The 20,006-nt window shown below is 62.7% G+C and carries 17 protein-coding genes; 9 read left to right on the forward strand and 8 right to left on the reverse strand.

Annotated elements, in window-relative coordinates:
- Together CD04_RS0100035 and CD04_RS22850 are read left to right on the forward strand one after the other, a co-directional pair.
- A partial coding sequence (locus CD04_RS0100035; RefSeq protein ID WP_031403790.1) for a transposase occupies positions 1-1,003 on the forward strand: 1,003 nt, incomplete at its 5' end.
- Between the two features lie 268 nt (positions 1,004-1,271).
- Positions 1,272-1,817: a hypothetical protein gene (locus CD04_RS22850; RefSeq protein ID WP_197032979.1), complete on the forward strand. Its 546-nt coding sequence runs from the start codon at positions 1,272-1,274 to the stop codon at positions 1,815-1,817.
- A gap of 540 nt (positions 1,818-2,357) precedes the next feature.
- Here the strand turns inward: CD04_RS22850 and CD04_RS23995 are convergent.
- Positions 2,358-3,005 (reverse strand): hypothetical protein, encoded by a 648-nt coding sequence (locus CD04_RS23995; protein ID WP_031403791.1) that lies wholly within the window; start codon positions 3,003-3,005, stop codon positions 2,358-2,360.
- A 547-nt stretch (positions 3,006-3,552) separates the two neighbouring features.
- Between CD04_RS23995 and CD04_RS23470 the strand changes: the two genes are divergently transcribed.
- From CD04_RS23470 to CD04_RS0100065, 4 genes are all read left to right on the forward strand, one after another.
- Entirely contained in the window at positions 3,553-4,593 is a 1,041-nt protein-coding gene (locus CD04_RS23470; RefSeq protein ID WP_156029982.1) for a hypothetical protein, read from the forward strand.
- A gap of 155 nt (positions 4,594-4,748) precedes the next feature.
- Entirely contained in the window at positions 4,749-5,216 is a 468-nt protein-coding gene (locus CD04_RS24000) for a hypothetical protein (RefSeq protein ID WP_197032980.1), read from the forward strand.
- Positions 5,217-5,267: 51 nt separating this feature from the next.
- Positions 5,268-6,965 (forward strand): IS1634 family transposase, encoded by a 1,698-nt coding sequence (locus CD04_RS0100060; RefSeq protein WP_031403794.1) that lies wholly within the window; start codon positions 5,268-5,270, stop codon positions 6,963-6,965.
- 217 nt (positions 6,966-7,182) lie between these two features.
- Positions 7,183-8,679 carry an IS5 family transposase gene (locus tag CD04_RS0100065; RefSeq protein WP_231480588.1) on the forward strand — a complete coding sequence of 499 codons (1,497 nt, stop codon included), beginning with the start codon at positions 7,183-7,185 and terminating at the stop codon, positions 8,677-8,679.
- A gap of 21 nt (positions 8,680-8,700) precedes the next feature.
- On the opposite strand, the gene CD04_RS0100070 is transcribed toward CD04_RS0100065, so the two are convergent.
- The gene (locus CD04_RS0100070; RefSeq protein ID WP_031403796.1) at positions 8,701-9,567 is read right to left on the reverse strand and encodes a Druantia anti-phage system protein DruA; all 867 of its coding nucleotides are present in this window, start codon (positions 9,565-9,567) and stop codon (positions 8,701-8,703) included.
- Positions 9,564-11,258: an IS66 family transposase gene (locus CD04_RS0100075; protein WP_031403797.1), complete on the reverse strand. Its 1,695-nt coding sequence runs from the start codon at positions 11,256-11,258 to the stop codon at positions 9,564-9,566. The genes CD04_RS0100070 and CD04_RS0100075 overlap by 4 nt, the downstream gene beginning before the upstream one ends.
- Positions 11,259-11,354: 96 nt before the next feature.
- On the opposite strand from CD04_RS0100075, the gene CD04_RS0100080 reads away from it, so the two are divergent.
- Positions 11,355-11,633 (forward strand): hypothetical protein, encoded by a 279-nt coding sequence (locus tag CD04_RS0100080; protein WP_197032981.1) that lies wholly within the window; start codon positions 11,355-11,357, stop codon positions 11,631-11,633.
- Positions 11,634-11,654: 21 nt separating this feature from the next.
- Here CD04_RS0100080 and CD04_RS0100085 read toward each other — a convergent pair whose 3' ends face one another.
- Positions 11,655-12,704 carry a hypothetical protein gene (locus tag CD04_RS0100085; RefSeq protein ID WP_031403799.1) on the reverse strand — a complete coding sequence of 350 codons (1,050 nt, stop codon included), beginning with the start codon at positions 12,702-12,704 and terminating at the stop codon, positions 11,655-11,657.
- Positions 12,705-12,851: 147 nt separating this feature from the next.
- Between CD04_RS0100085 and CD04_RS0100090 the strand changes: the two genes are divergently transcribed.
- Positions 12,852-13,478, forward strand: coding sequence for a hypothetical protein (locus CD04_RS0100090; protein ID WP_051848811.1), 627 nt, complete (start codon positions 12,852-12,854; stop codon positions 13,476-13,478).
- A gap of 150 nt (positions 13,479-13,628) precedes the next feature.
- Here the strand turns inward: CD04_RS0100090 and CD04_RS0100095 are convergent, their stop codons facing one another.
- Positions 13,629-14,666, reverse strand: a complete 1,038-nt coding sequence (locus tag CD04_RS0100095) for an IS630 family transposase (protein ID WP_031403801.1) — start codon at positions 14,664-14,666, stop codon at positions 13,629-13,631.
- An 83-nt stretch (positions 14,667-14,749) separates the two neighbouring features.
- Between CD04_RS0100095 and CD04_RS0100100 the strand changes: the two genes are divergently transcribed.
- On the forward strand, positions 14,750-15,403 hold the full coding sequence (locus CD04_RS0100100) for a hypothetical protein (protein ID WP_081857944.1): 654 nt from the start codon (positions 14,750-14,752) through the stop codon (positions 15,401-15,403).
- A 1,179-nt stretch (positions 15,404-16,582) separates the two neighbouring features.
- Here CD04_RS0100100 and CD04_RS0100110 read toward each other — a convergent pair.
- The 3 genes from CD04_RS0100110 to CD04_RS21215 all read right to left on the reverse strand — a co-directional run bounded on the left by CD04_RS0100110 (position 16,583) and on the right by CD04_RS21215 (position 19,555).
- Complete coding sequence (locus tag CD04_RS0100110) at positions 16,583-17,740, reverse strand: HPP family protein (protein ID WP_031403803.1); 1,158 nt, start codon at positions 17,738-17,740, stop codon at positions 16,583-16,585.
- A gap of 76 nt (positions 17,741-17,816) precedes the next feature.
- Positions 17,817-17,963, reverse strand: a complete 147-nt coding sequence (locus tag CD04_RS24005) for a CBS domain-containing protein (RefSeq protein WP_231480404.1) — start codon at positions 17,961-17,963, stop codon at positions 17,817-17,819.
- Positions 17,964-17,995: 32 nt separating this feature from the next.
- Entirely contained in the window at positions 17,996-19,555 is a 1,560-nt protein-coding gene (locus CD04_RS21215; RefSeq protein ID WP_197032983.1) for a chloride channel protein, read from the reverse strand.
- Positions 19,556-20,006 lie beyond the last annotated feature (451 nt).

The raw sequence follows: 20,006 nt of genomic DNA on the forward strand, positions 1-20,006 counted from the left end.
TGTGCAGGTGCTGGTGCTCGCACGCGAGATGAAGCTGCTCAAACTCGGACACATTGCGCTGGACGGCACCAAGATCGACGCCAACGCCAGCAAGCACAAGGCGCTGTCGTGGGCGCATGCCAACAAGATTGAGGCGCAGTTGCGCGAGGAAGTCCAGGGCCTGCTGGCGCTGGCGGAGACGAGCGATCGCGCCAGCGCGCCCGACGGCATGGATGTGCCCGCCGAGATCGCCCGGCGGGAGGATCGCCTCAGAGCCATTGCGCAGGCCAAGGCCAAGATCGCGCAGCGCGCAGCCGAACGCTTCAAGACGGAGCAGCAGGAGTTCGAGGCCAAGCAGGCCAAGCGCCAGGCCCAGCGCGACGCGGGCAAGAAACCCCGCGGCAAGGACCCCGAGCCGCCCCAGGCGGGTCCCATGGACAGCGACCAAGTCAACCTCACGGATGAGGAGTCACGCATCATGCCCGTGTCGGGCGGGAGCTTCGAGCAGAGTTACAACGCCCAAGCCGGCGTGGACACCCAGACGATGATGGTGATCACCCGGCATGTGAGCCAGGCGCCCAACGACAAGCGCGAAGTCGTGCCCACGCTGGAGCAGATTGTGGCGTTGCCTGCGGTGCTGGGCGAGGTGCAGTCCCTGATTGCGGACAACGGCTACTGCAGCCAGGCCAACGTGATCGCCTGCGGCGATGCCGGGGTCGAGCCGCTGCTGGCGCTCAAGAGGCAGTCGCATCACACGCCCGTGATGGAGCGCTTCGCATCCGATGCGCCCGACCCTCAGACGACGGATGCGGTGGAGCGGATGGCGCACCGGCTGCGCACACAGGCTGGGCGAGCCCTCTACAGCTTGCGCAAGCAGACGGTGGAGCCGGTGTTCGGCATCATCAAGCGGGTGATGGGCTGGCGCCAGATGAGCCTGCGTGGGCTGGCCAAAGCGCAAGGCGAGTGGAGCTTGGTGACCATGGCCTGGAACATCAAGCGCATGTACGTGCTGCGCGCGGCGTGAGGGAAAATGCGCCCCAATCACGCTAAAACCGAGTCCTCAGGCGGCCTCATGCCCCCTCACTGCGCCGCCTGAACCCTCCAGAACACTCGATCAGCGCGCCGCCGTCCAAAAAAACGCGCCGCACTGATTATCCGGGTTCGCTCGAACTCAAGTCCGACAGACTCCTAGGGCCGCGCCAACAGAGCCGTACTCGGGAGCAGCAACGGATTCAAGCAATTTGAGATGTCAGGGGAAGGACCCTCGCGCATGGGACGATTGCGTTGGTACAGTGCATTACGTCAACGGTAACGTCTACGATGGAGAGTTTCGTCACGGGCTTCGTTCGGGGTACGGTGTTCTGGTAATCAATGCGATTGGCGCCTCTGATAGGGCAAACATCATGGCGCGAGTTCCGTCGATTTATATTGGGGAGTTCGAGCGTAATCGCTTGAATGGTGCGGGAATTATTTTTGAGAAGGCAACTCATATTGCGTATAGTGGTACTTTTGTAGACAATTTTCCGTTTGGCCCGTATGGGAAAATAAATTGTGACTCAACGGCGGCGCCGTCGACATGGAATGGTTGCTTCGGTGTTGTGCGTTATCCCAATGGAAATATTTATTTTGGCGAATTTAGAAACGGTGAGCGCTCGGGATTGGGACTGATAAAAATCATGGCGCGTGGCGTCACAACTGCGCAGAACATCGCTACACCGACGCCCGGCCTTTACGTTGGGCAGTTTCGCGGTGGCCTCATGAATGGGCAGGGCGTGTTGCTCACCCAAGACAGCGGAGTCTTTGGGCGTTTTGTGGATAATCGCTACGTAAGACAATGACGTCCGCCTAGCCTGCAGGCTGTCGTAAGCGGGGACAGCAAGGATGGAGCGCGTGACGTTCCAGGGGCGGGTCGACTAGGGATGGGAATCCTGGGTCGCCTTCACGAAGAAACGAACAGTCTTCGCTGGACGCGACGCCGTCCGCCCGCGGGCTCGTCTAGGTGATGGCCAATGGTGCCGTCGGGCCTGGTGTCCGAAATGGCGCGCTGGTCGATGGCGAAAGTGCCGCCCGTTGCCCGGCACGGTCGTCACAGTGATGCCACCTAGCGTGCACGCGTGGTGCTCGCATCGGTGCCACCCCGGGCATCCCGGCGATGCACAGGGAGCGCTAAGTCATGGCCTTCGAGGGAGCGCGAGGGCTGTTGCGCTCGTGCCAAGCCGCCACCGCGGGACGCATCCTCCAGCAGCCGACACAGGTTTGATGCACGAGCCTCCTGTATGAGTTCGCGGACCTGGTCTGCGGACATGCCACTGATGGCCGTGGCTACGCCGGGGCTCTCTTGGTCGCAGTAGCAGTAGGACTCGCTCATGTCTTTGCTCTCACTCGCAGGGGCTCCACCGTGGGCAAGGAGACGCCAGCAGGTCGGCGCATCCTCCGCAGCTGGCCTTGCGCATGAAGGCTCTTCGCGGTGGCAAGCATGCGGCCAAGCTCGCCTGCTTCATTGCGAGCAGGTCAGGGACGTCGCTCTCGCGGTCGCTTGAGGTCATTGCGCGCTCCATTGGCTTCGAGTGTGGGGTTGCGCATTTGACCGGTTCGAGGCCGAGATAGTGGCGAGTGAGTTGCCCAAGTGCCTGTGCATTCTTGGCGCGCTTGGCACAGGTCCGGCCGTCCAACTCGGTGACCTTGACACCATCATCGCTGGCGCCTTGAATCAAAAAATAGGTTTTTGGGATTCGGGTGCGTTCCTTGCGGAAGTCTTTCCAATACGAGAGCGCCAATACGACGACCGCGATGACGCTTTCCTCAGCGACCAGGACGTCGTAGATGTGGTGATTGAGGCTCTCAAACTCGCGCTTGGAGCGCTCGATATAGGGCTCTGGAAGCAAGTCCGCTTCGACTGCTCGGGTGAGGAGCGACTGAACTGCATTGCTCTCGTCAGCGGAAAGACAGGTTTGGAATTGAAGTCCGCCGTACTCGTTTCGGGTAACCGGTCGGGAGTTGGTGGTGAGGGAGTTGAGCAGGGTCATCGTGTCGTCCTTTCGTGAAGTGGGACGACGTGTAGACACGGGCTTTATTCCTTCGACAACTAAGGCACCGGCACGGGTATCAACGGCTGCATAACAGACGGTTGCAGCACTGCTTCCGGGCCTTCAGGCAAAATAGCACAACAAAACTCACTAGGCGCTGAAAAAGCGCAGGGCAGTCGCTCAAAAAATTGCGTCAAGGGTGGTGAGTCAGTCCGATTGGGTGACAAACTGTTGGCAACGACACCATATTGAGTCAGTTCAGGGCAATGGGTCGACTAGGTCATGAACCACCAGAATCGGCAGGAGTACTCCTAGTCACTTACCAGGCTTGGGTTGCAATCGATTTAGCACAAGGCTGGCAACGTAGCTCACGCCAGGCTCGGCACCAACACACAACTCCGGCCATTGTAAGAGACTACGAGTTCACTCAATGTTATAACAGTTGGCATAATTTATAACAACAAATTCAAAAAAATTATTCCAATAGCATTGTAGTTACGGAGCCAGAGGAATCGTTCAAAAGACGAATCTGCTAATTGAGCCGCAAATGGAAAACTTCAGATTGCTATTTTCATTGATTGCTGCGATTACAGCGCTCACTCTTTCGTCATGCGCAACGCGCCCTGCGAGAGACACGAGCGACCAAAATCAAGCACTTAACAATCCTTGCGACCAACCACCGAATTGGGCTGCGATTTCCGCCGCTTTTGCGGCGAGCCCCCCAGGTGGAGATTTCTTTACCGAACTCGGTGCGGCCAATCGAGAATTAGGTCGAGAGAGAGACGAGCGAGCGCAATGCCAAGTCGCTTTAGCGGAAGAGAGGAAGGCTGTCGCCGAGCGGTCCATTCAGGAGAGCGTTGACAAATCATACAAGGCAATGCAAACCACGCCTCAAGCGGCAAATGTACAAACAGGACCCGATAGAAAAAACTCGGATGTTCCAATGCAACAAAATCTGCCTAATCTACGCTGCCGAGGTGAAGCCCCAGGCACTTGGGACAACTGTGTGGGCACTGTGCGATACCACAACGGAAACGTCTACGATGGAGAGTTTCATCAGGGAGAGCGCTCAGGTTATGGCGTGTTAGTGATAAATGCCATAGGAAAGTCTAACGAGGACAATATTATGGCTGATGAGCCATCGGTTTACATTGGTCAGTTTAAAGACGGGAGATTGAACGGCCAAGGAATAGTATTCAACAAAGTCACACATCGAGCAATCGGCGGCCCCTTCAGAAATAATATATTTGAGGGTACATCGAATTCAGTAAGCTGCAAATCGCGCAGTCCCGCAGACTGGGATGGATGTTTTGGCGTTCAGAGTTACCCTAATGGCAATATCTATTTCGGCGAATTCAGCGGCGGACTTCGCTCGGGCTTGGGTCTTATAAAAATAATGGCGCGAGGACTTTCAAATCCGCAGAACATCGCAACATCATCGCCCGGTCTTTACGTCGGGCATTTCCTTCGCGGAAAAATTAATGGCCGCGGAATGTTACTCACATCCACAGGCGGTTATTTCGGATTTTTCATTAACAATGCATATGTTGGTCAAGATGCAATTCAGTATCGACGACTTGTTCATTAGGCCGTACTTGTAGACCCCATGGAAGGCCCCTTGAATAGAGGCCCGAGGGTAGCTGCATTCGATTGCTTGGCAAATTCAAGAAGCCGACGCACCCTCAAAAGGGACATTGGGACTGGTGACTACACAAGACATCACCTGTCACCAATGTCGTCACCATGCACCTCAAATTCCGCCGCAACCAGGCGCTTCTCTACCGCTCAACCTGGGTTCCAAAGGGAGCCCAGGGCAACACCCACGGCTACTCGCGCCAGTCATATCTCGGCAGCATCCCCCTCACCGCTGCAGCCATCCCGGACGCCCTGCAGTCAAAGCTAACTGCAGACGAACTCGCCTTTGTTGAATCCAAAATCTGCGGTCCCGCCAGGCAGCGTGCGGCGGAAGAACAACGGGCTGCCGAGCTATGTGAGCGTGACCCAGGGTGGCGGATAGAAGAAGCGCAGCGGCTGTTGGGTGAGGCAGCCGACCGCAGTGCTGGGCAACCCATTTGTGCCGCCATCCTGGACCGTGTGCACCGGAGTTCGACATCGGAACCCCCGAAAACCGGCTTTTTCGGGTGTGCCGTCTATAAGGATCAAGGACTTGCAAGCGTCTTTCGCGGGTCGCGTGTAATGGCAACGATGTAACCTTAATGTACGGGCAGCACTTGCTCCGCTGTGGTGTACACTTGTGCTGCGATGTTCCTCAAGTTCACCCAGTCCAAGGGGCGCCGATACGTGCAGCTCGTCGAGGCTTTCCGCGACGAGACCGGTCACCCGCGCCAACGCACGGTGGCCACGCTGGGGCGGCTCGACGAGGAAGGGGGCACGGTCGACGCCATGCTCAACCGCCTGGCGCAAGCCAAGGGTCGCCGGCTCGATGGGGCCGAGTCGGCCGCGCCGCAGGTGCAGTTCGAGTCGGCGCTGGCCCTGGGTGATGTCTGGGCACTGGATCAGCTCTGGCGCGAACTCGGCTTCACCGAGCTGGCCGCCGTGTTCCGACGCGCGCGCTTCACCGCGCCGGTGGAGGCGGCGATCCGCGCCATGGTGTTCAACCGGCTGTGCGATGCGGATTCGAAGCTCGGGGTGCTGCGGTGGCTGAAGACGGTGAGCATGCCCGGCCTCAGCGCCGATGACCTGAGCCACCAGCAACTGCTGCGCGCGATGGACGCCCTGATGGACCACCGTGACGCCGTCGACACCTGCGTGGCAGGTCTCTTGCGCCCACTGATTGACCAGGAGCTCTCCCTGGTGTTCTACGACCTCACCACCATCCGCACCGAGGGTCTGAGCGAGCAGGAGGGGGACGTGCGCCGGTTCGGCATGGCCAAGGAGGGCATCGTCGCGCGCCAGTTCATGCTGGGCGTGGTGCAGACGGCCGACGGCATGCCCATCCACCACGAGGTGTTCGAGGGCAACCAGGCCGAGGCGCCCACGCTGCTGCCCACACTCAAGAAGGTGCTGGCGCGCTACGGCTACATCCGCCGCCTGGTGGTCGTGGCCGACCGCGGCCTGCTGTCTCTGGACAACGTCGAGGAGCTGCGCCGCATCACCCTGCCCGACGGCCAGTCGCTGGAGTTCATCCTGGCCGTGCCGGGGCGTCGCTACGGAGAGTTCACCGAAATTCTGCAGGCATTCCAGGGCAAGGCCCGGGAGGCCAGCAGCGAGATCATCGACGAAGCCCGCTGGCACGACCTGCGCTTGGTCGTGGCGCATAACCCAGCCCAAGCCGCGGAGCAGACGCAGCGGAGGCGCGAGCGCGTCAAGGAACTGGAGACGCGCGCCATCCAACTGTCCGGCAAGCTCGACGGCCAGGACACCGGCGTCAAGAGCCGTGGGCGCCCCCTGTCCGACGGCGGCGCCACGGCGCGGTTCTATCACGAGGTCAGCGAGTCGCACCTGCTGCGCATCGTGCGCGTCGACCTCAAGAGCCCGCAGTTCGCCTACAGCCTCGACGAAGAGGCGCTGGCGCGCGCCGAGCTGATGGACGGCAAGCTGCTGCTGGTGACCAACGTGGCCGACCTCGCGCCCAAGGAGGTCGTGGCCAGCTACAAGGCCCTGGCCGACATCGAGCGCGGCTTCCGGGTCCTCAAATCCGAAATCGAGATCGCGCCGGTGTTCCACCGGCTGCCCGATCGTATCCGCGCCCACGCGATGCTGTGTTTCATCGCCCTGATCCTGTACCGGGTCATGCGCAGCCGTCTCAAGCTCGCAGGCGCCGAGGTCTCCCCGGAGCGCGCGCTCGAACAACTGCGCGCCATCCAGCGTCACCGCGTTCGCATCAACGACGCCGAGCCCATCGACGGCATCTCCACCATCGACGCCAACCAAGCGCATCTCTTTCAGGCCCTCAAACTGCCCAAGCCGACCCGCGACGCCCAGATGACCCTGCTGTAGTGGCAATTTTTTAGCTGCCATCAACAAAAACAACGGCTTGGCGCGGTTGGTGTTGAACTCGTGTAAAGATTCGGTGATGACGTCGGCAGCCGTTACCGAGTCGGCCCTGAAGAACCCCCGCAACCCGCATGAATACGGGGTTTCTGGGGTGATTGCCGATGGTGTGAACTCCCAGTCTGATTTCCAATAGGGGCTGTTTTCTGGGAGTTTTGCCGTGATGTTTGCCTGCCCTGCCACCGACGATTTTTTCCGCGCACGCATCGACCACATGATCGATCTGCGCCATCCGCTGGCCGTGCTGGCCTCGCGCATGCCCTGGCAGGAGATCGAAGCAAGGGTGGCGCAGACTTTTTCGCGCAAAGGTCGTGCAGGCGTGGCCATGCCCGACCTCGATCTCTTCGGCGAACAGGTGCAGCGCGCGGCTGTGCCCAGCAACGCCGGGCGGCCTCGCGTGGCGCTGCGCATCATGATTGCGCTGCTGTACCTCAAGCACGCTTTCAACGAGTCCGACGAGGGCGTCGTCGAGCGCTGGGGCGAAACGCCGACCTGGCAGTTCTTCTCGGGTCAGGCGTACTTTGAACACCACCAGCCTTGCGACGCCACCACCCTGATCAAGTTTCGCAAGCTGCTGGGTGAGGACGGCGTGGAAGAGCTGCTGGCGCAGACCCTCAACGTGGCTGTGGACCTCAAGCTGATCAAGCCGCAGGAATTCGCGCGGGTGATTGTGGACAGCACGGTGCAGCACAAGGCGATCGCCCACCCCACCGACAGCCGCCTGCTGGAGACGGCGCGCACCAAACTGGTCGAGGCGGCCAGGGATGCGGGGATTGCGCTCAAGCAGACCTTTGCCAAGGAAGGCAAGGAGCTCAGCCGCAAGGCCGGGCGCTATGCGCATGCCCGCCAGTTCAAACGCATGCGTCGGACCATCAAGCGCCAGCGCACCATCGTGGGCCGCTTGCAGCGCGAGATCGAGCGCAAGGGCAGCGCCATTGGCCAGGCGGTGCGAGAGGCACTGGGTGAGACCTTGCACAAGGCCCAGCGCATCAACGCCCAGAGCGGCCAGCGCAAGGCGGCGGATGGGCAACCCAAGCTTTACGCCTGGCATGCGCCGGAAGTGGCCTGCATCAGCAAAGGCAAGGCCCGAACGCCCTATGAGTTCGGGGTCAAGGTGGGCATCGCCAGCACGCTCAGGGGCAATCTGATCGTGGGCGCCCGGGCCTTCCACGGCAACCCGTACGACGGCCACACCCTGAGCGAGCAACTGGAGCAGGCCACGATCCTGATGCAGGACAGCAGGTCAAAGCCGGCAACCGCGTTCGTTGACCTGGGCTATCGGGGCGTGGATGCTGACAACCCGGATGTGCATATCGTGCACCGGGGCAAATCCAAACGCATCAGCAGCAAGGACAGAAAACAACTCAAGCGGCGCCAGGCCATCGAGCCCATCATCGGCCACCTCAAGAGCGATCACCGCATGGACCGTTGCCCCCTCAAGGGTGAGCAGGGCGACCGGTTGCACGCCGTGCTGTGCGCGGCAGGCTACAACATCAAATGGCTGCTGCGCATGATCGCCAGGAAGGGGGTGCCCTTTGTGCGTCGGCTTTATTTGCGCCTGTGTCAGGCTGCGTACTTACGCCCGAACTGGCATCAGATGCTGCGCGAACTCGCCTGCTATGCGCTCAACGGCCCAGCGCTGCGACTGGCCGCCGCTTGAAAATGAATAAATCAGGGCCGACTACCGACGCAGGATGGCTGCGTAGTCGGGACGCAGCGGGTACAGCCAGATGTCCTTGATGGGCAGCGCCTGTTGGTGCGAGAGGCTCTTTTTGCCGCGGCCGGTTGTTTTGCCCACGAGGACCCAGTTGGCGGCCTTGTAGCAGGTGCCTTTGTGCCTGGGGCTTTCGACGAAGGTCTCCAGCATCACGGGCGAGTAGCCGTAGCGCTGCTGCCAGTCTTTGGGCAGGCGACGCGCGGCGAGGGCCAGGATCTTCGAGGCAAGCCCTTTGGACTGCACCCACGGCAGGATCAGGAAGCGCGTGTTGTTGACGACGCGCTGCAGGTTGTTCTGCCGCTGCTCGTGATTCCAGCCGATGAATCGTTCGCGATCGGCCAGCTTCCAGGCGCTGGCGCCGAAGCTCAGCAAGGCAACGAGCCGGTCGCCAGCGTAGACGTTGTAACGGATCTGGCTGCCCGACATGGGCGTGTAGCCCAGGTAGTGGTAGCGGGCCACGTATTCGTTCCACAGCTTGGAGGCCGCGCCGACACCGGCGACGACCTCCAGGCGCAAGGCATCCAGAGCATGCACGGGCATGTCGATCGCACCTTGCGCATCGGTGGCTGGGGTGGGGTCGAACTGCGCCCGGCGCCGCGGGTGAGGCATCTGTGAGGGTGGCAGCGTGATCAAGCCGTCAGTCTGCATGCGCAGCATCGCCACGCGGCAACTCATGTCGCTGAGGCGTCCATCAGGGCGGCGCCAGTCCAGCATCTCGCACACCCTGCGCGACAGCGGCGCGCGCTTGAGCTGGGGGTTTTGCGCCATCAGCCAGGCGATGGCGTCAAGCTCCTCCTGCGTGAACACGCGCCCGCAGTACCGTTTGTTCATGAGCTGTCGATTGTTGCGCAGGCCACGCCGCGCATCGCGCTCAGCCGGGTTTCATCCATCCGCCAGGGCAGGAAGCGGTCGAGGTCCGCCGGCATGCAGCCGCCCGCGTGTGCGCAGGCATGCAGATACGCGCTCAGCCAGGTGCGCGGATTGAGCCCCCACAACTCCAGCGTGCCGAGCACACTGCGCATCGTGGCGGCCAGCTGCCCCGACCACTGGCTGCCCGAACCATAGAAGTTCTTGCGCCCGACCACCGCGGGCCGCAGCGCGCGTTCGGCGGCGTTATTGTCCAGGTCGATGGCGGGATGATCCAGGAACAGGATCAGTCCCGCCCAGTACGTGCGCAGGGTACGCAGCACCTTGTGCGCCGCGCCTGCCAGTGCCGTGTCGGCCAACTCATCCAGGCAGCGCTGCTCCATCGAGGCCACCAGCGCGCGCGTCTCGGCATCGCTGTCCTTGAAGGCAGCGTCGCCATCCGCCCATTGTTGCCGCCGCCGGGCGTGCAAGGCGTACAGCTCGCCGATGAGCCCGACCCAACCCATGGCCCAGTCCCACAGCGCCGGATGCTCGTTGGCCGCGCGCAGGAAGTCGCGCCGCTGGTGCGCCCAGCAGATCGACAGCTTCACCCCCGGGTTCAACCGGGCGAACTTGCGGTACGAGGCGTAGCGGTCGACACTGAGAATCCCCTCGTCCACATGGTTGAGTGCGGCCGCCGGCACCGAGGCCGAGCGTGAAGGATCGAGCACAAAGCACACCGCAGTGGCCGACTGAAACACCCACAGGTACCAGCGATGCCCGACCTTGCCGGGCTCCTCCTCGAACACCTCCCAGCGTGTCTCGTCGGCATGCCAGTGCGAGCCACGTCGCAGCTCATCCAGGCCAGCCTCGGCCACCGGCCCCAGCAACGGCCACAGCATGCGCAGGCCCTCGGTGAGCGTGCCCTGCGCGATGTGCAGCCCATGATCGTCCCAGTCCTGCAGCAGCCTGTGGCTGGGCTGCCCATAGAGAAACTTCGACAGCAGTGCCTCCACCCAGACCGACACGCCCAGCTTGCCCCGTGGGATGAGTTGCGCCGGCGGCGGCGCCGTCACGATGCCGGGAAGTGCGCCGCAGCAGCACAGCGGCCGGTAGCGGTGCCGACGGACGATGCGGCGGTACGCCTTGACCTCGATCTCCAGAATCTCGGCATCCTGCGTGCCGGGAAACGCGCTCAGCCCCAGGCCGCAGCGTGGGCACGTCGTCTGCAGCGTCACCTCCTCAACCCTGGCCGGCAATCCGCCCAGGCGCGTGCGGCCGTGACCACGCCGCCCACGTTGCTGGCCCCGCGGCCGTGGAGGGCCAGCGCTGACCTGGCACACCGCATTGATCGAGCGCGACTGTTCCGTCTTGGCGCCAAACACACGCAGGCGAAGGTCACGGATCTGCGCCTGCGCGGCCTCCAGCGCCGCCTTCAACTCGGCTTCACGCTGCGCAAATCGCGCCTTCTCGGCCTGATGCCGACGTTCCACGAACTCGATGCGTGCCACGGCTCGCGCATGCAGGGATCGGTATGCGTTTGCCCGCTGCACCAACTCGATGTGCTCGCGCCTGGTCAGCGTGACCAACTCCTGGTCATAGGGTTTCGGCGTCGGCCGTCTTGCGTCGGGCACCGTCCCGATCGCCGAGTCCAGGTCTGCGGCTGTGTCGTTCACAGCAAACAGGGTACGGCGAAAAAACTTCTGTGTCCAGCACGTTCTGCTCGCGACTCGGTCAGCCTACGTCATCACCGAATCTTTACGAACTCGTGTGTGCAGCAGGCAGTCAGCAGGCTGCAAGTGAAGGGCTCGGCCGTAACTGCGGTAACCACCAAACCCACCGACCCGCTGACCGACGCGCTCACGGCCATCCGCGCCGGGGCCCAGGCCGTCAGTGCAGGCCGATACGGCAAAGCACCTGCCGAAGGGGTGCGCAACACCCGCGCGTACAAGCTTTGGGCGCAGCTCTTTGACGCCATGCAGGGCGAAGCCGAGGGCTCGCTGTTGCGCGCCCTGCAGGCCAGTGGCTTCGTGAAAAAGCGGGGCGGATAGTGCCACCCCGCCGAGACCCGCCTATGCGGCCTTACGCAGAGTTGCCCGGTGGCGACGGATGGCGTGCAGCACAGCCAGCCGCACTTCGACCTGTGGGCGCCCCTGGAAGGCCGTGAGGATGTCGGCAAGAGGCGCTTCGCCCTCGTCATAGTCGAGGCCAACCGCTTCGCACCAGGAGCGGATGCCGTACTCGCAACTGCCGCTCTCGCGCGCGTCGTCAAGGTCAACCGTTACGTCATAGCGTCGGTAGCGCTGCACGAACGCGCCAATGTCAATGTCCAACGGCGACACACGCTGCCGCGGCGGCCGGCCGGCGGCTGTGACCTTGCGACGAATGCCCGCCACAGCTTGCTCCGCCGAGTCCGCATGGAAGGACAGCCCACCCGAGACGGCAATGAAACCGCGGTGGGTGGTCACGCTGTAACCGCGTGACTGCGCAGCCCACGTGGCCGCATAGAGCATGATTCCATCAGGACTCATCAGCCGGTGCGCGTCCAGCGTCATCATGCCGTCCAGGTCCGCGAGGCCATGGGCGAGTACACGTGCAGCCCAGTCGCGGGGCACCCAAATGCGGTGATGGTCCTCCGTGGCGCTCCAGCCCTTGAAGCTGCCGCGATAGGTGTCGCGGTTGGAGCCGATATCAACCTTGTAGCTGACCTCAGAGCTCCTTTCCACAAACCAAAGCTTGAAGGTCCCGCCACCGGCCGCGCCGTGGCGGAACAGTGACTTCGCAACCGGAAAAATTTTGGAGGCCTTGTATGTGCGCAGGCGCTGCGCCAAAGCGGGTTGCGTGCTGGGTTGGCGCCGAGCGGCCCTGGAGCGTCGCACATTGTCAATCGTGGCGCGGCGCTCAAGCAAAGTCTGCGCGGTCTCCCGGCGCGGCGCCACCCCGAGGGCGCGTATCGATTCGGTAGCCTCGCTGAGGGTTTGCTGCTGTAGCGCCAACGCCAGCTTCGTCCGCTCAATGGGCGTGAGCGGGCGAAAGCGCAAGCGCTGCTTGGCCGATTCTCCCACCTTCTCGGGGGCGGTGGCGTGGGAAGAAACGGTTGCGAAAGGTTGTGGTGAGTTCATCAGAGGCTCCTAGGGTTGATGGGAGCCTCGTGTAGTCAACGTATTTATTCGTGCCGCCATCTCCTGCCGTCTTTCGCCCCCTTCGTGCGGATTGATGGGCGCTCGCTATACGAAGTGCACGGTTTTCGTGCACTTCCAAGGACACCTATGACGACAGATATCGACGAAGCGCTTGCTGCGTTCGACCAGGCTGCAGAGCAATCCGAGTCCCCCGCGCAGCGCTTGCTCAGACTGCACCGACACCCCGCAGGGCCACTCGTGGCTTGGCTACTGGATGATGCCAAGCTACGGCTGCACGGCGGAGACAAGCTTGCCGAAGAGCTGGGTGTAACGGCCGAAGAACTGCAGCTGCTTTCGCATGGCCAGGCGCCGGAACTGCTCCGCGACCATTCGTTCGTCGCAAAGGCAGCTCGATACCTGGGCATCCCGCCCATCACCGTCCGCTTGCTCACGGGCGACATCACCATCAGGGATTTCGCAACCTGCGCGGAGCCAGAAGACGTGGTCGTCGAGAGAGAGTTCGCCCGCTTTTGCGCGAACCCGCAGCTGCGTGCACTCATCCCAGAAGCGTGTGACGAGCCGTCGCTTGACTTCAAGCGCTTCCTGCTCGACGTCCACGCTACCCACCGCGGACTCGACTGGCCAGAGCTCCCGCGCCTTCCGGAAATCCTTCGCTGGTTGCAGCGCGCCGCGGTCGTGCACAACGCCAATGAAGTCGTTGCGGCTGCCGGGGAGAGCGGTGAGACAGGCGGCGGAGGTGGTGATGACAGGTAGCGTGATGGCGTGGTGACGTGAGCGGGGCCATTGGCTTCACTCGCCGATGGTTGATTGATTGTTGATTGACGACGGGCCTGCGGGCCCGTCTTTCTTGCTTGGTGTGTCGGTGCCTACACGTGGAACCTATTGCTCCGGCCCTGTGAAGTATTAAGCTGCGTAGCGAACGCGCCGGTCCTGGAAGTAGCTCATCACACGCTGCGGGTTTTGTTCCAGCATCGCCATATGGTCGTTCGCAGCTTCGCGTAATTTGGCCTTGGTTCGCACCGGCACGCGTTTGCCCATTTCCTGTTTGAGATCGGCGTTGAGCCTCTCCTCAGGGTTGAGTTGGGGGCTGTAACTGGGCAGGTAAAACAGCTCGATCTGCGCGTTGTGCAAGGCGACCCACGCCTTCACCAACTTGCTGTGATGCACCCTCAGGTTGTCCAGAATCAGGAACACCTTCTTGCCTGCATCCTTGATCAACGCCTGCAAGAACTCGATCAGCTTGTCGGCGTCAAACGCCTCGTCGATGATCATCCAGCGGGTCTTGCCCTGGTTGGTGACCGTGGCGATCATCGAGAGCTTCTGGCGCGTCCCGCCCACCGCCATCGCCACGGGGGTTTTGCCCGCAGGGGCAAAGCTTCTGCCGCGCACGTCCGTGTTGACCAGCGCGGTTTCGTCTCCCCAGTGAATTTCCGCGCCCTCAACCCTGGCGCGCTGCTCGATGGCGGGGTATTCCCCCTCCAGCCAAGCCTGCACCGCCGCGGGGCTTTGCTCATAGGCTCGCTTGATGGGCTTTTGCGGCGTAAAGCCCCAGCGGGTGAGGTACTTTCCAACGCTGCGCACCTGCAGTTTGATGTCGAACTCTTGTTCAATGAGTTGCATCACCGCAGCGCGGCTCCACAGATGGAAGTCCATCTTGAGTTGCTCGGGACGTGTGTCAATGATCAGGCGCTGGATCGTCTCTTCTTGCGCTTGACTGAGCACCCGACCGTCGCCTCTGGCGCGTCCCCGCCGAGTCGGCCGGATGGCGCTCCAGCCGCCAGCCTCGTACAAGTCGATGGCCGCTCGAACCGGCGGGTAACTCAGCCCCGTCATGTCCACGATCTGCATGATCTTGACGCCCCGCTTGTGCAACCTCACGACTTGCTTGCGCCGCTCGTGAAGTTGCTCGAGTGTTTGCTTTCTTGCGTTTTCTTTTTCCATCATCAATGGATCAAAAAACTTGCTGAAAGTTCATATTTTATTGGGCCTTATCTATAGGTCACATCCACGTGGAGAAATTTGACATGACCAATGACGTTACGACGCACCGAGGGTTCGGTGTAGTTCTGGACCCGCTCCAATTTGCGGCAGAGCTCGCCTCGCTCAAGCAGCGTCCGCAGTACCAGGGGAGGGCGCTCTACGTGCAGCTGCCCGATGCTATCGCGCGTATTTTCGAGAGCCCGCTTGTTCCCATCCATCACTCACTGGCCATCTCAGGCGGGGCGGCGCTCCCAGTCGCGGTGGCGACCTTCCAGGCCGCAGGGACGCAGGTCGTCTGTCTGGTCCCTCTCGCGACCGAAGAGGCGCGCGATTGGCTGGTCGAGTCCGTTGACGAACAACGGCGCATCTACCTCGCAGCGACTGTCGATGAGCGCAAGCAGGTCGTCGTCATGCGGGCTGAGACGCCGGTACGCGATGTCCGCGACCCGACGTGGTTGGCGTTGAAGAAGCACCTTGGCGAGTGGCGCAGCCACGACCGGGCCGCGGAGGTGATGGACATGCTGGAGGTCTTGCGTTTCGTCGAGCATGCTGCGGAATCGGAGGTGGCGGGCTTCACGGTACAGGAGCGGTGGATTTTTGTCTGCGTGCCCCACCATCAGGATGGTGTCGGGGTGTGTGGCTCGGAGGGGGCTGGGGCTGCACAGGCCACGAGTAAGGGAGTGCCCGTCGTGCACTGAGGTGGGAAAGGGCGCCCTTGAAGCGTCCTTTGCAAGTTGTTCTTGGGCGACCTCCGGGTCGCCCGTATTCTTGGTGGTTTCTCCTATGAGGTGCTCCTTCGCAGCGAGGCGGCGGCCCTGATAGGTACCCCTTGCCAACGGCACTGACTTGTCACACAATCTGTCTCACAGACCTGTGCGGTACCGGCCGGAGGGCCGCGAAAACGCTAGGGTTCTTAAGTGGCCAATGGTCTCCCATCAGCCACCCCACCCCATGACAGAAGTGGGCACCCGAGCGGTGCCCACTTTTTTGCCCGCCGCCGGCGCGAGCAGCGCGGCGTGGCGGCCGCGGATGCGCACCACCTCGCCGTCGAAGATGATTTCGCTGCCCAGCCTTGCGGGTAGCGCTTGGGCAGGGTTCCGGAGGGGTCCAGCAGGCGATTGCGCACGACCCTGGCGAAGGTATCCATCATTGCCGGGCGGAGCATGCCCAGCTGCGTCTCGCCTACATGTTTCGCACCATTGATGTCTCAGCGACACGGTGCTGCGGCAATACTGGGCTTCGCACTGAAGTTGCGGCATCCCGAGAGCGGCTTCCCCAGCGGCCCGCGCTGTGCAGGACCATTCTGATCACGCAGGCGGGGGAAGTGGGGGCTCGTAGTCGCCGTCCGTCGCGATGATCGGCATCGGGTGCGACTTATCCGAGCCACACCCCGGCACACCACCCGGCGCGTGGGTCCGCACCGGGCGGGTCGCGAGCTTGAGGTCGGGACGTCAGGGGTTTCTGCGCAATCTATGCAGGGTTGGGTCACAGGAGCCAAAACGAAATTGGATACAGCACTGCGGCGGCGAGGAGCGCCAGCAGGCCGCTCCCGGAAACCAGGAATGCCGCTGTGGCCGCAGCCAGCATTACGGCGAACATTAATGTTCCTTTGGGCCCCATGCTTGATCTTTCACGTTCCTGCACGACCAGCCGAATCTCGAGGGCGTCATGCCTGCGCTCGCCACTGCTCTGCGCCTGTAGACTCTAAAGCGATTCCACCGCATTGCCCTGTTGGCATCGCCGCGTCGTGGCGCGAGTGCATTTGGCGTGGAGTACAACAAGCCTAGCATTCCCGGACGAGCACAAAGGAGCGGCCATATCCAGCGCCCGTGCGTTGTTCAGACGTCTGAAAGTCGTCGACGCCGCCCAGCGCCGGCTTAGGTTGACGTCTGACGATGCAGTCGGTCGAGCGCAGCGATCATGTCTGACTGCGTGATCATGCCCAGCACATGCCGCGTGTTGTCCACCACAGGCAGGTGGTGTACGCCGAAATCGGCAAACAGTTGCACCAACTCGGCAACTGGCCGGGTGCGGTGGGTGGTGAGCACTTGCCGGGTCATCACGTCGGCGACACAGATTGCCGTCGGCGCGGGATCGCCCGCCGGAGCACCGGCGCAGCCTCCGCGCACCAGCATGTCGTGCAGACTGACAATGCCCACGAGGCAGTCGTCGCCATCAACGACGGGCAGAGCCTTGATATGGTGCACATCAAGCATCTGCCGGGCTGCAGCCACGGGCGTGTCGGGGCCGACCCGCAGGACGTCGCGCGACATGATGTCGGCGGCCTGCAATCGGGCCTGCTGCCGTAAGGCAGCATGCCACTGCGCATCTCGCACCACGGCGAACAAATCGTCCTCATCAATGTCGAGCAACTGCGCATGGCGGCGTATTGCGGCTGTCAGATCGCCGCGTGAAATGCCGCCGCGCTCACTCGGTGGCGGGTCGATCGTCCCGTACGGGGACGGGGAGGGCGCATGCACATGGGGGTAGCGGCGTCGCAGAAGGTTGTTGAACGCCAGCGCCACGGCCAGCAACAGCGCCGAATTGAGCAGAACCGGCGACAGCACAAAGTGGTACCCCTCGCGCAGCACCGCCGGGCCGCCAAGGACAGCGGTGAGCGCCACAGCCCCGCTGGGTGGATGCAGGCAGCGCAGCGGCAGCATGAGAGCGATGGCAATCGCTGCAGCAAAGCTGGCGGCCAGAAGCGGGTCGGGGATGAAGCGCGCACAGCTCACACCCACCAAGGCTGCGACGAGATTGCCGCCCATGATGGACCACGGCTGCGCCAAAGGGCTTGCCGGCACCGCGAACAGCAAGACGGCCGACGCGCCCATCGGGGCAATGAACCAGGGGTTCAGATCGCCCAGCGCGTGCAGGCTCACCCAGGCACTGAACAGCAGGCCGAGAAAGGCTCCCAGGCCAGCGTATAGGTGCTCCAGCGGGCTGGCGTGCATGGGTGCGGGCCAGAAGCCGCGCAACCAGCGGCGCGCGGCAGGTAAGGAGGCCGATGTCTTGACGACGCTGACAGGGAGCATTGCGGGCAAAGGAGATCCCTAATGTGGTTGGATGGTCAATCTGACGCGGGATAGGCTGCAGGCGGGCAGGCAGGCATCAGCGCCCTCGCTGATGCTGATCAAGCAAGTGCTCGCGCCAGGCGGCCAACAGGTCGCTGCGGGTCAGCATGCCGACCAAGCGGCCTGAGCCGTCCTCTGCAGTCACGGGCAGGCGACCGATGTCATGCGCGGCAAGCTTGTGCATTGCCTCAGCCAAAGTGGCGTCCTCGCGTACGACTACGGCCGGTCGCCGCACCAGACTACCCATGGATTGCAAGGAGGCGACCCCCGCTCTGAACAAATCCTTGCGCGTGAGTACGCCCAGCAGCTCGCCCCTGCGGCGAGCACCGGAAAACCAAGATGGTTGCTTCCAGCTGCGTCGGAATCCAGCCAAGCGCGCACGTCGTCGACTCGCTGCGTGGCTTCTAGGACCACAGGGGCGCGGCTGGCATAGTCGCGAACGCGGGCTAGCGCCAGCGGGTCGGCTTGGTAAGTGTCGGGCACCTGCACGCCGCGGCGGATGATTTTTTCGGTCATGATGGTGCGGCGCATCAACAGACTGGACACCAGGAAAGCCGAACCGCAGCCAATGAGCAACGGCAGCAGGCCCGGCATCTGCCAGGTGGTCTCCAGCGCAAACGCCACCGACATGAACAGCGCCCGTGACGCGCCGGCGAAAATGGACGCCATGCCGATCAGCGCAGCCAGATTCGGGTCCAGTCCGAGTTGCGGAAAGAGGATGGCTGTGGCGTGGCCTAGCGCTGCGCCGAGGCAGGCGCCCACCGTCATCAGGGGCGCCAGTGTGCCGCCGGACGTGCCGCTGCCCAAGGCGACGGTCCATGACACAAGCTTGGCCAGGCCGAGCAGCCAAAGCGCCGGGCCAACGAGTCCGCCCGACAGGGCGTCAGTAATGTTGACGTAGCCAACCCCCAGGGTGCGCGGTTGCCACCAGCCGATCAGACCCACAGCGACGGCTCCGAGTGCCGGCCACCACATCCAATGGACAGGGAGGTGGTCGAATGCATCTTCTACCGCATACACGGCGCGGGTGACGAGCACCGCAGTCAGTCCCACCATCGCACCCAGCGGGACGCAGGCTAATAGAGCCAGCGCATGGGGCCAGGCCAGAGGCGCCATGGGAAAAAATGGCGCGAAGCCGAGAAACAGTGCGCGTATGGCGGCCGCCGTGGTGCACGCGGCCAGCACGGGCAGCAAGGAGGCGGGTCGAAACTCGAACAGCAGCAACTCAATTGCCAGCATCACCGCGGCCAGCGGCGTGCCGAAGACGGCAGCCATACCCGCCGCGGCTCCGGCCGCCAGCAGAGTCTTGCGCTCGCCAGGCGTGATGTGGACCCATTGTCCGACCACCGAACCGAGGGCGCCACCCGTGGCGATGATCGGTCCTTCCGCGCCAAACGGCCCACCGGTGCCGATGGAGATGGCGGCTGACAATGGCTTGAGTAAAAGCACGCGCAGCGGGATGCGGCTGCGGTTGGTGAGAATTTGTTCCATTGCTTCGGGAATACCATGGCCGCGGATCGCTGGCGAGCCGTAGCGCGCCATGGCGCCGACGATGAGCGCGCCGATCACTGGCACCGCGATCACCCAGGCGCCTAGCGCGTTATGTCCGGGGTCGGCTAGCGTCCAGCCGATGCGGCCCTGAAAACTGAGATGGGTGATCAGGGCGATGAGCGCGAGAAGCGCCCGTGCAACAAAAGCTGCAATCACACCGATGCCTACTGCCAGCAGACCGATGAACAGTGTGCGGGCGTTGACGCCGCCCGTGTCAGCCCCCATGGGCGCCGTCTGCAACAACGGGGCGAGCGAGGGAGCCAAAGGCAGAGATTGAATTTGCGAAGCCGGTGAGACGGGCATGGGGTGAAGATGATTGGGGTGGGCGATGGCCGATGGCCGATGGGCTGCTGGCAGCGGTTCAGCGGGCACTGATCGAGCCTTGGTTCTTGGGCATGCGTGCGATTGGATGCAGTGAACCCGATCTGCGCACCACAATGATGCACAGCATACGAAACACCTCAAAATGCTGATGTATCGGAATGCTGCGCCAGAGCATTGGCCCCTTACTGCCCAGGGTTGACTGGTCCAGATCAAATCAGGCTGGCACGGGGAGCTTTCCAGGCCGACGCAGGGGTGAGCGCCACCTGGCGTCACACGGGCGAAGGGCGTGTAGAGCCTTGTGTGCAATGACTGCTTGCAAGCAGGTGGCGACCACGGCAAAGGTTGATTGTCG

The sequence above is a fragment of the Thiomonas sp. FB-Cd genome, assembly GCF_000733775.1.
Lineage (GTDB): Bacteria > Pseudomonadota > Gammaproteobacteria > Burkholderiales > Burkholderiaceae_C > Thiomonas_A.

What these genes read in the sequence shown, in the direction of transcription:
- CD04_RS23995 (WP_031403791.1), bottom strand. Translation starts at nt 3,005, where the DNA reads ATGACCCTGCTCAACTCCCTCACCACCAACTCCCGACCGGTTACCCGA.
- CD04_RS23470 (WP_156029982.1), top strand. Translation starts at nt 3,553, where the DNA reads ATGGAAAACTTCAGATTGCTATTTTCATTGATTGCTGCGATTACAGCG.
- CD04_RS24000 (WP_197032980.1), top strand. Translation starts at nt 4,749, where the DNA reads ATGCACCTCAAATTCCGCCGCAACCAGGCGCTTCTCTACCGCTCAACC.
- CD04_RS0100060 (WP_031403794.1), top strand. Translation starts at nt 5,268, where the DNA reads ATGTTCCTCAAGTTCACCCAGTCCAAGGGGCGCCGATACGTGCAGCTC.
- CD04_RS0100065 (WP_231480588.1), top strand. Translation starts at nt 7,183, where the DNA reads ATGTTTGCCTGCCCTGCCACCGACGATTTTTTCCGCGCACGCATCGAC.
- CD04_RS0100070 (WP_031403796.1), bottom strand. Translation starts at nt 9,567, where the DNA reads ATGAACAAACGGTACTGCGGGCGCGTGTTCACGCAGGAGGAGCTTGAC.
- CD04_RS0100085 (WP_031403799.1), bottom strand. Translation starts at nt 12,704, where the DNA reads ATGAACTCACCACAACCTTTCGCAACCGTTTCTTCCCACGCCACCGCC.
- CD04_RS0100090 (WP_051848811.1), top strand. Translation starts at nt 12,852, where the DNA reads ATGACGACAGATATCGACGAAGCGCTTGCTGCGTTCGACCAGGCTGCA.
- CD04_RS0100095 (WP_031403801.1), bottom strand. Translation starts at nt 14,666, where the DNA reads ATGGAAAAAGAAAACGCAAGAAAGCAAACACTCGAGCAACTTCACGAG.
- CD04_RS0100100 (WP_081857944.1), top strand. Translation starts at nt 14,750, where the DNA reads ATGACCAATGACGTTACGACGCACCGAGGGTTCGGTGTAGTTCTGGAC.
- CD04_RS0100110 (WP_031403803.1), bottom strand. Translation starts at nt 17,740, where the DNA reads ATGCTCCCTGTCAGCGTCGTCAAGACATCGGCCTCCTTACCTGCCGCG.
- CD04_RS24005 (WP_231480404.1), bottom strand. Translation starts at nt 17,963, where the DNA reads ATGCACAAGCTTGCCGCGCATGACATCGGTCGCCTGCCCGTGACTGCA.
- CD04_RS21215 (WP_197032983.1), bottom strand. Translation starts at nt 19,555, where the DNA reads ATGGGGGCTGACACGGGCGGCGTCAACGCCCGCACACTGTTCATCGGT.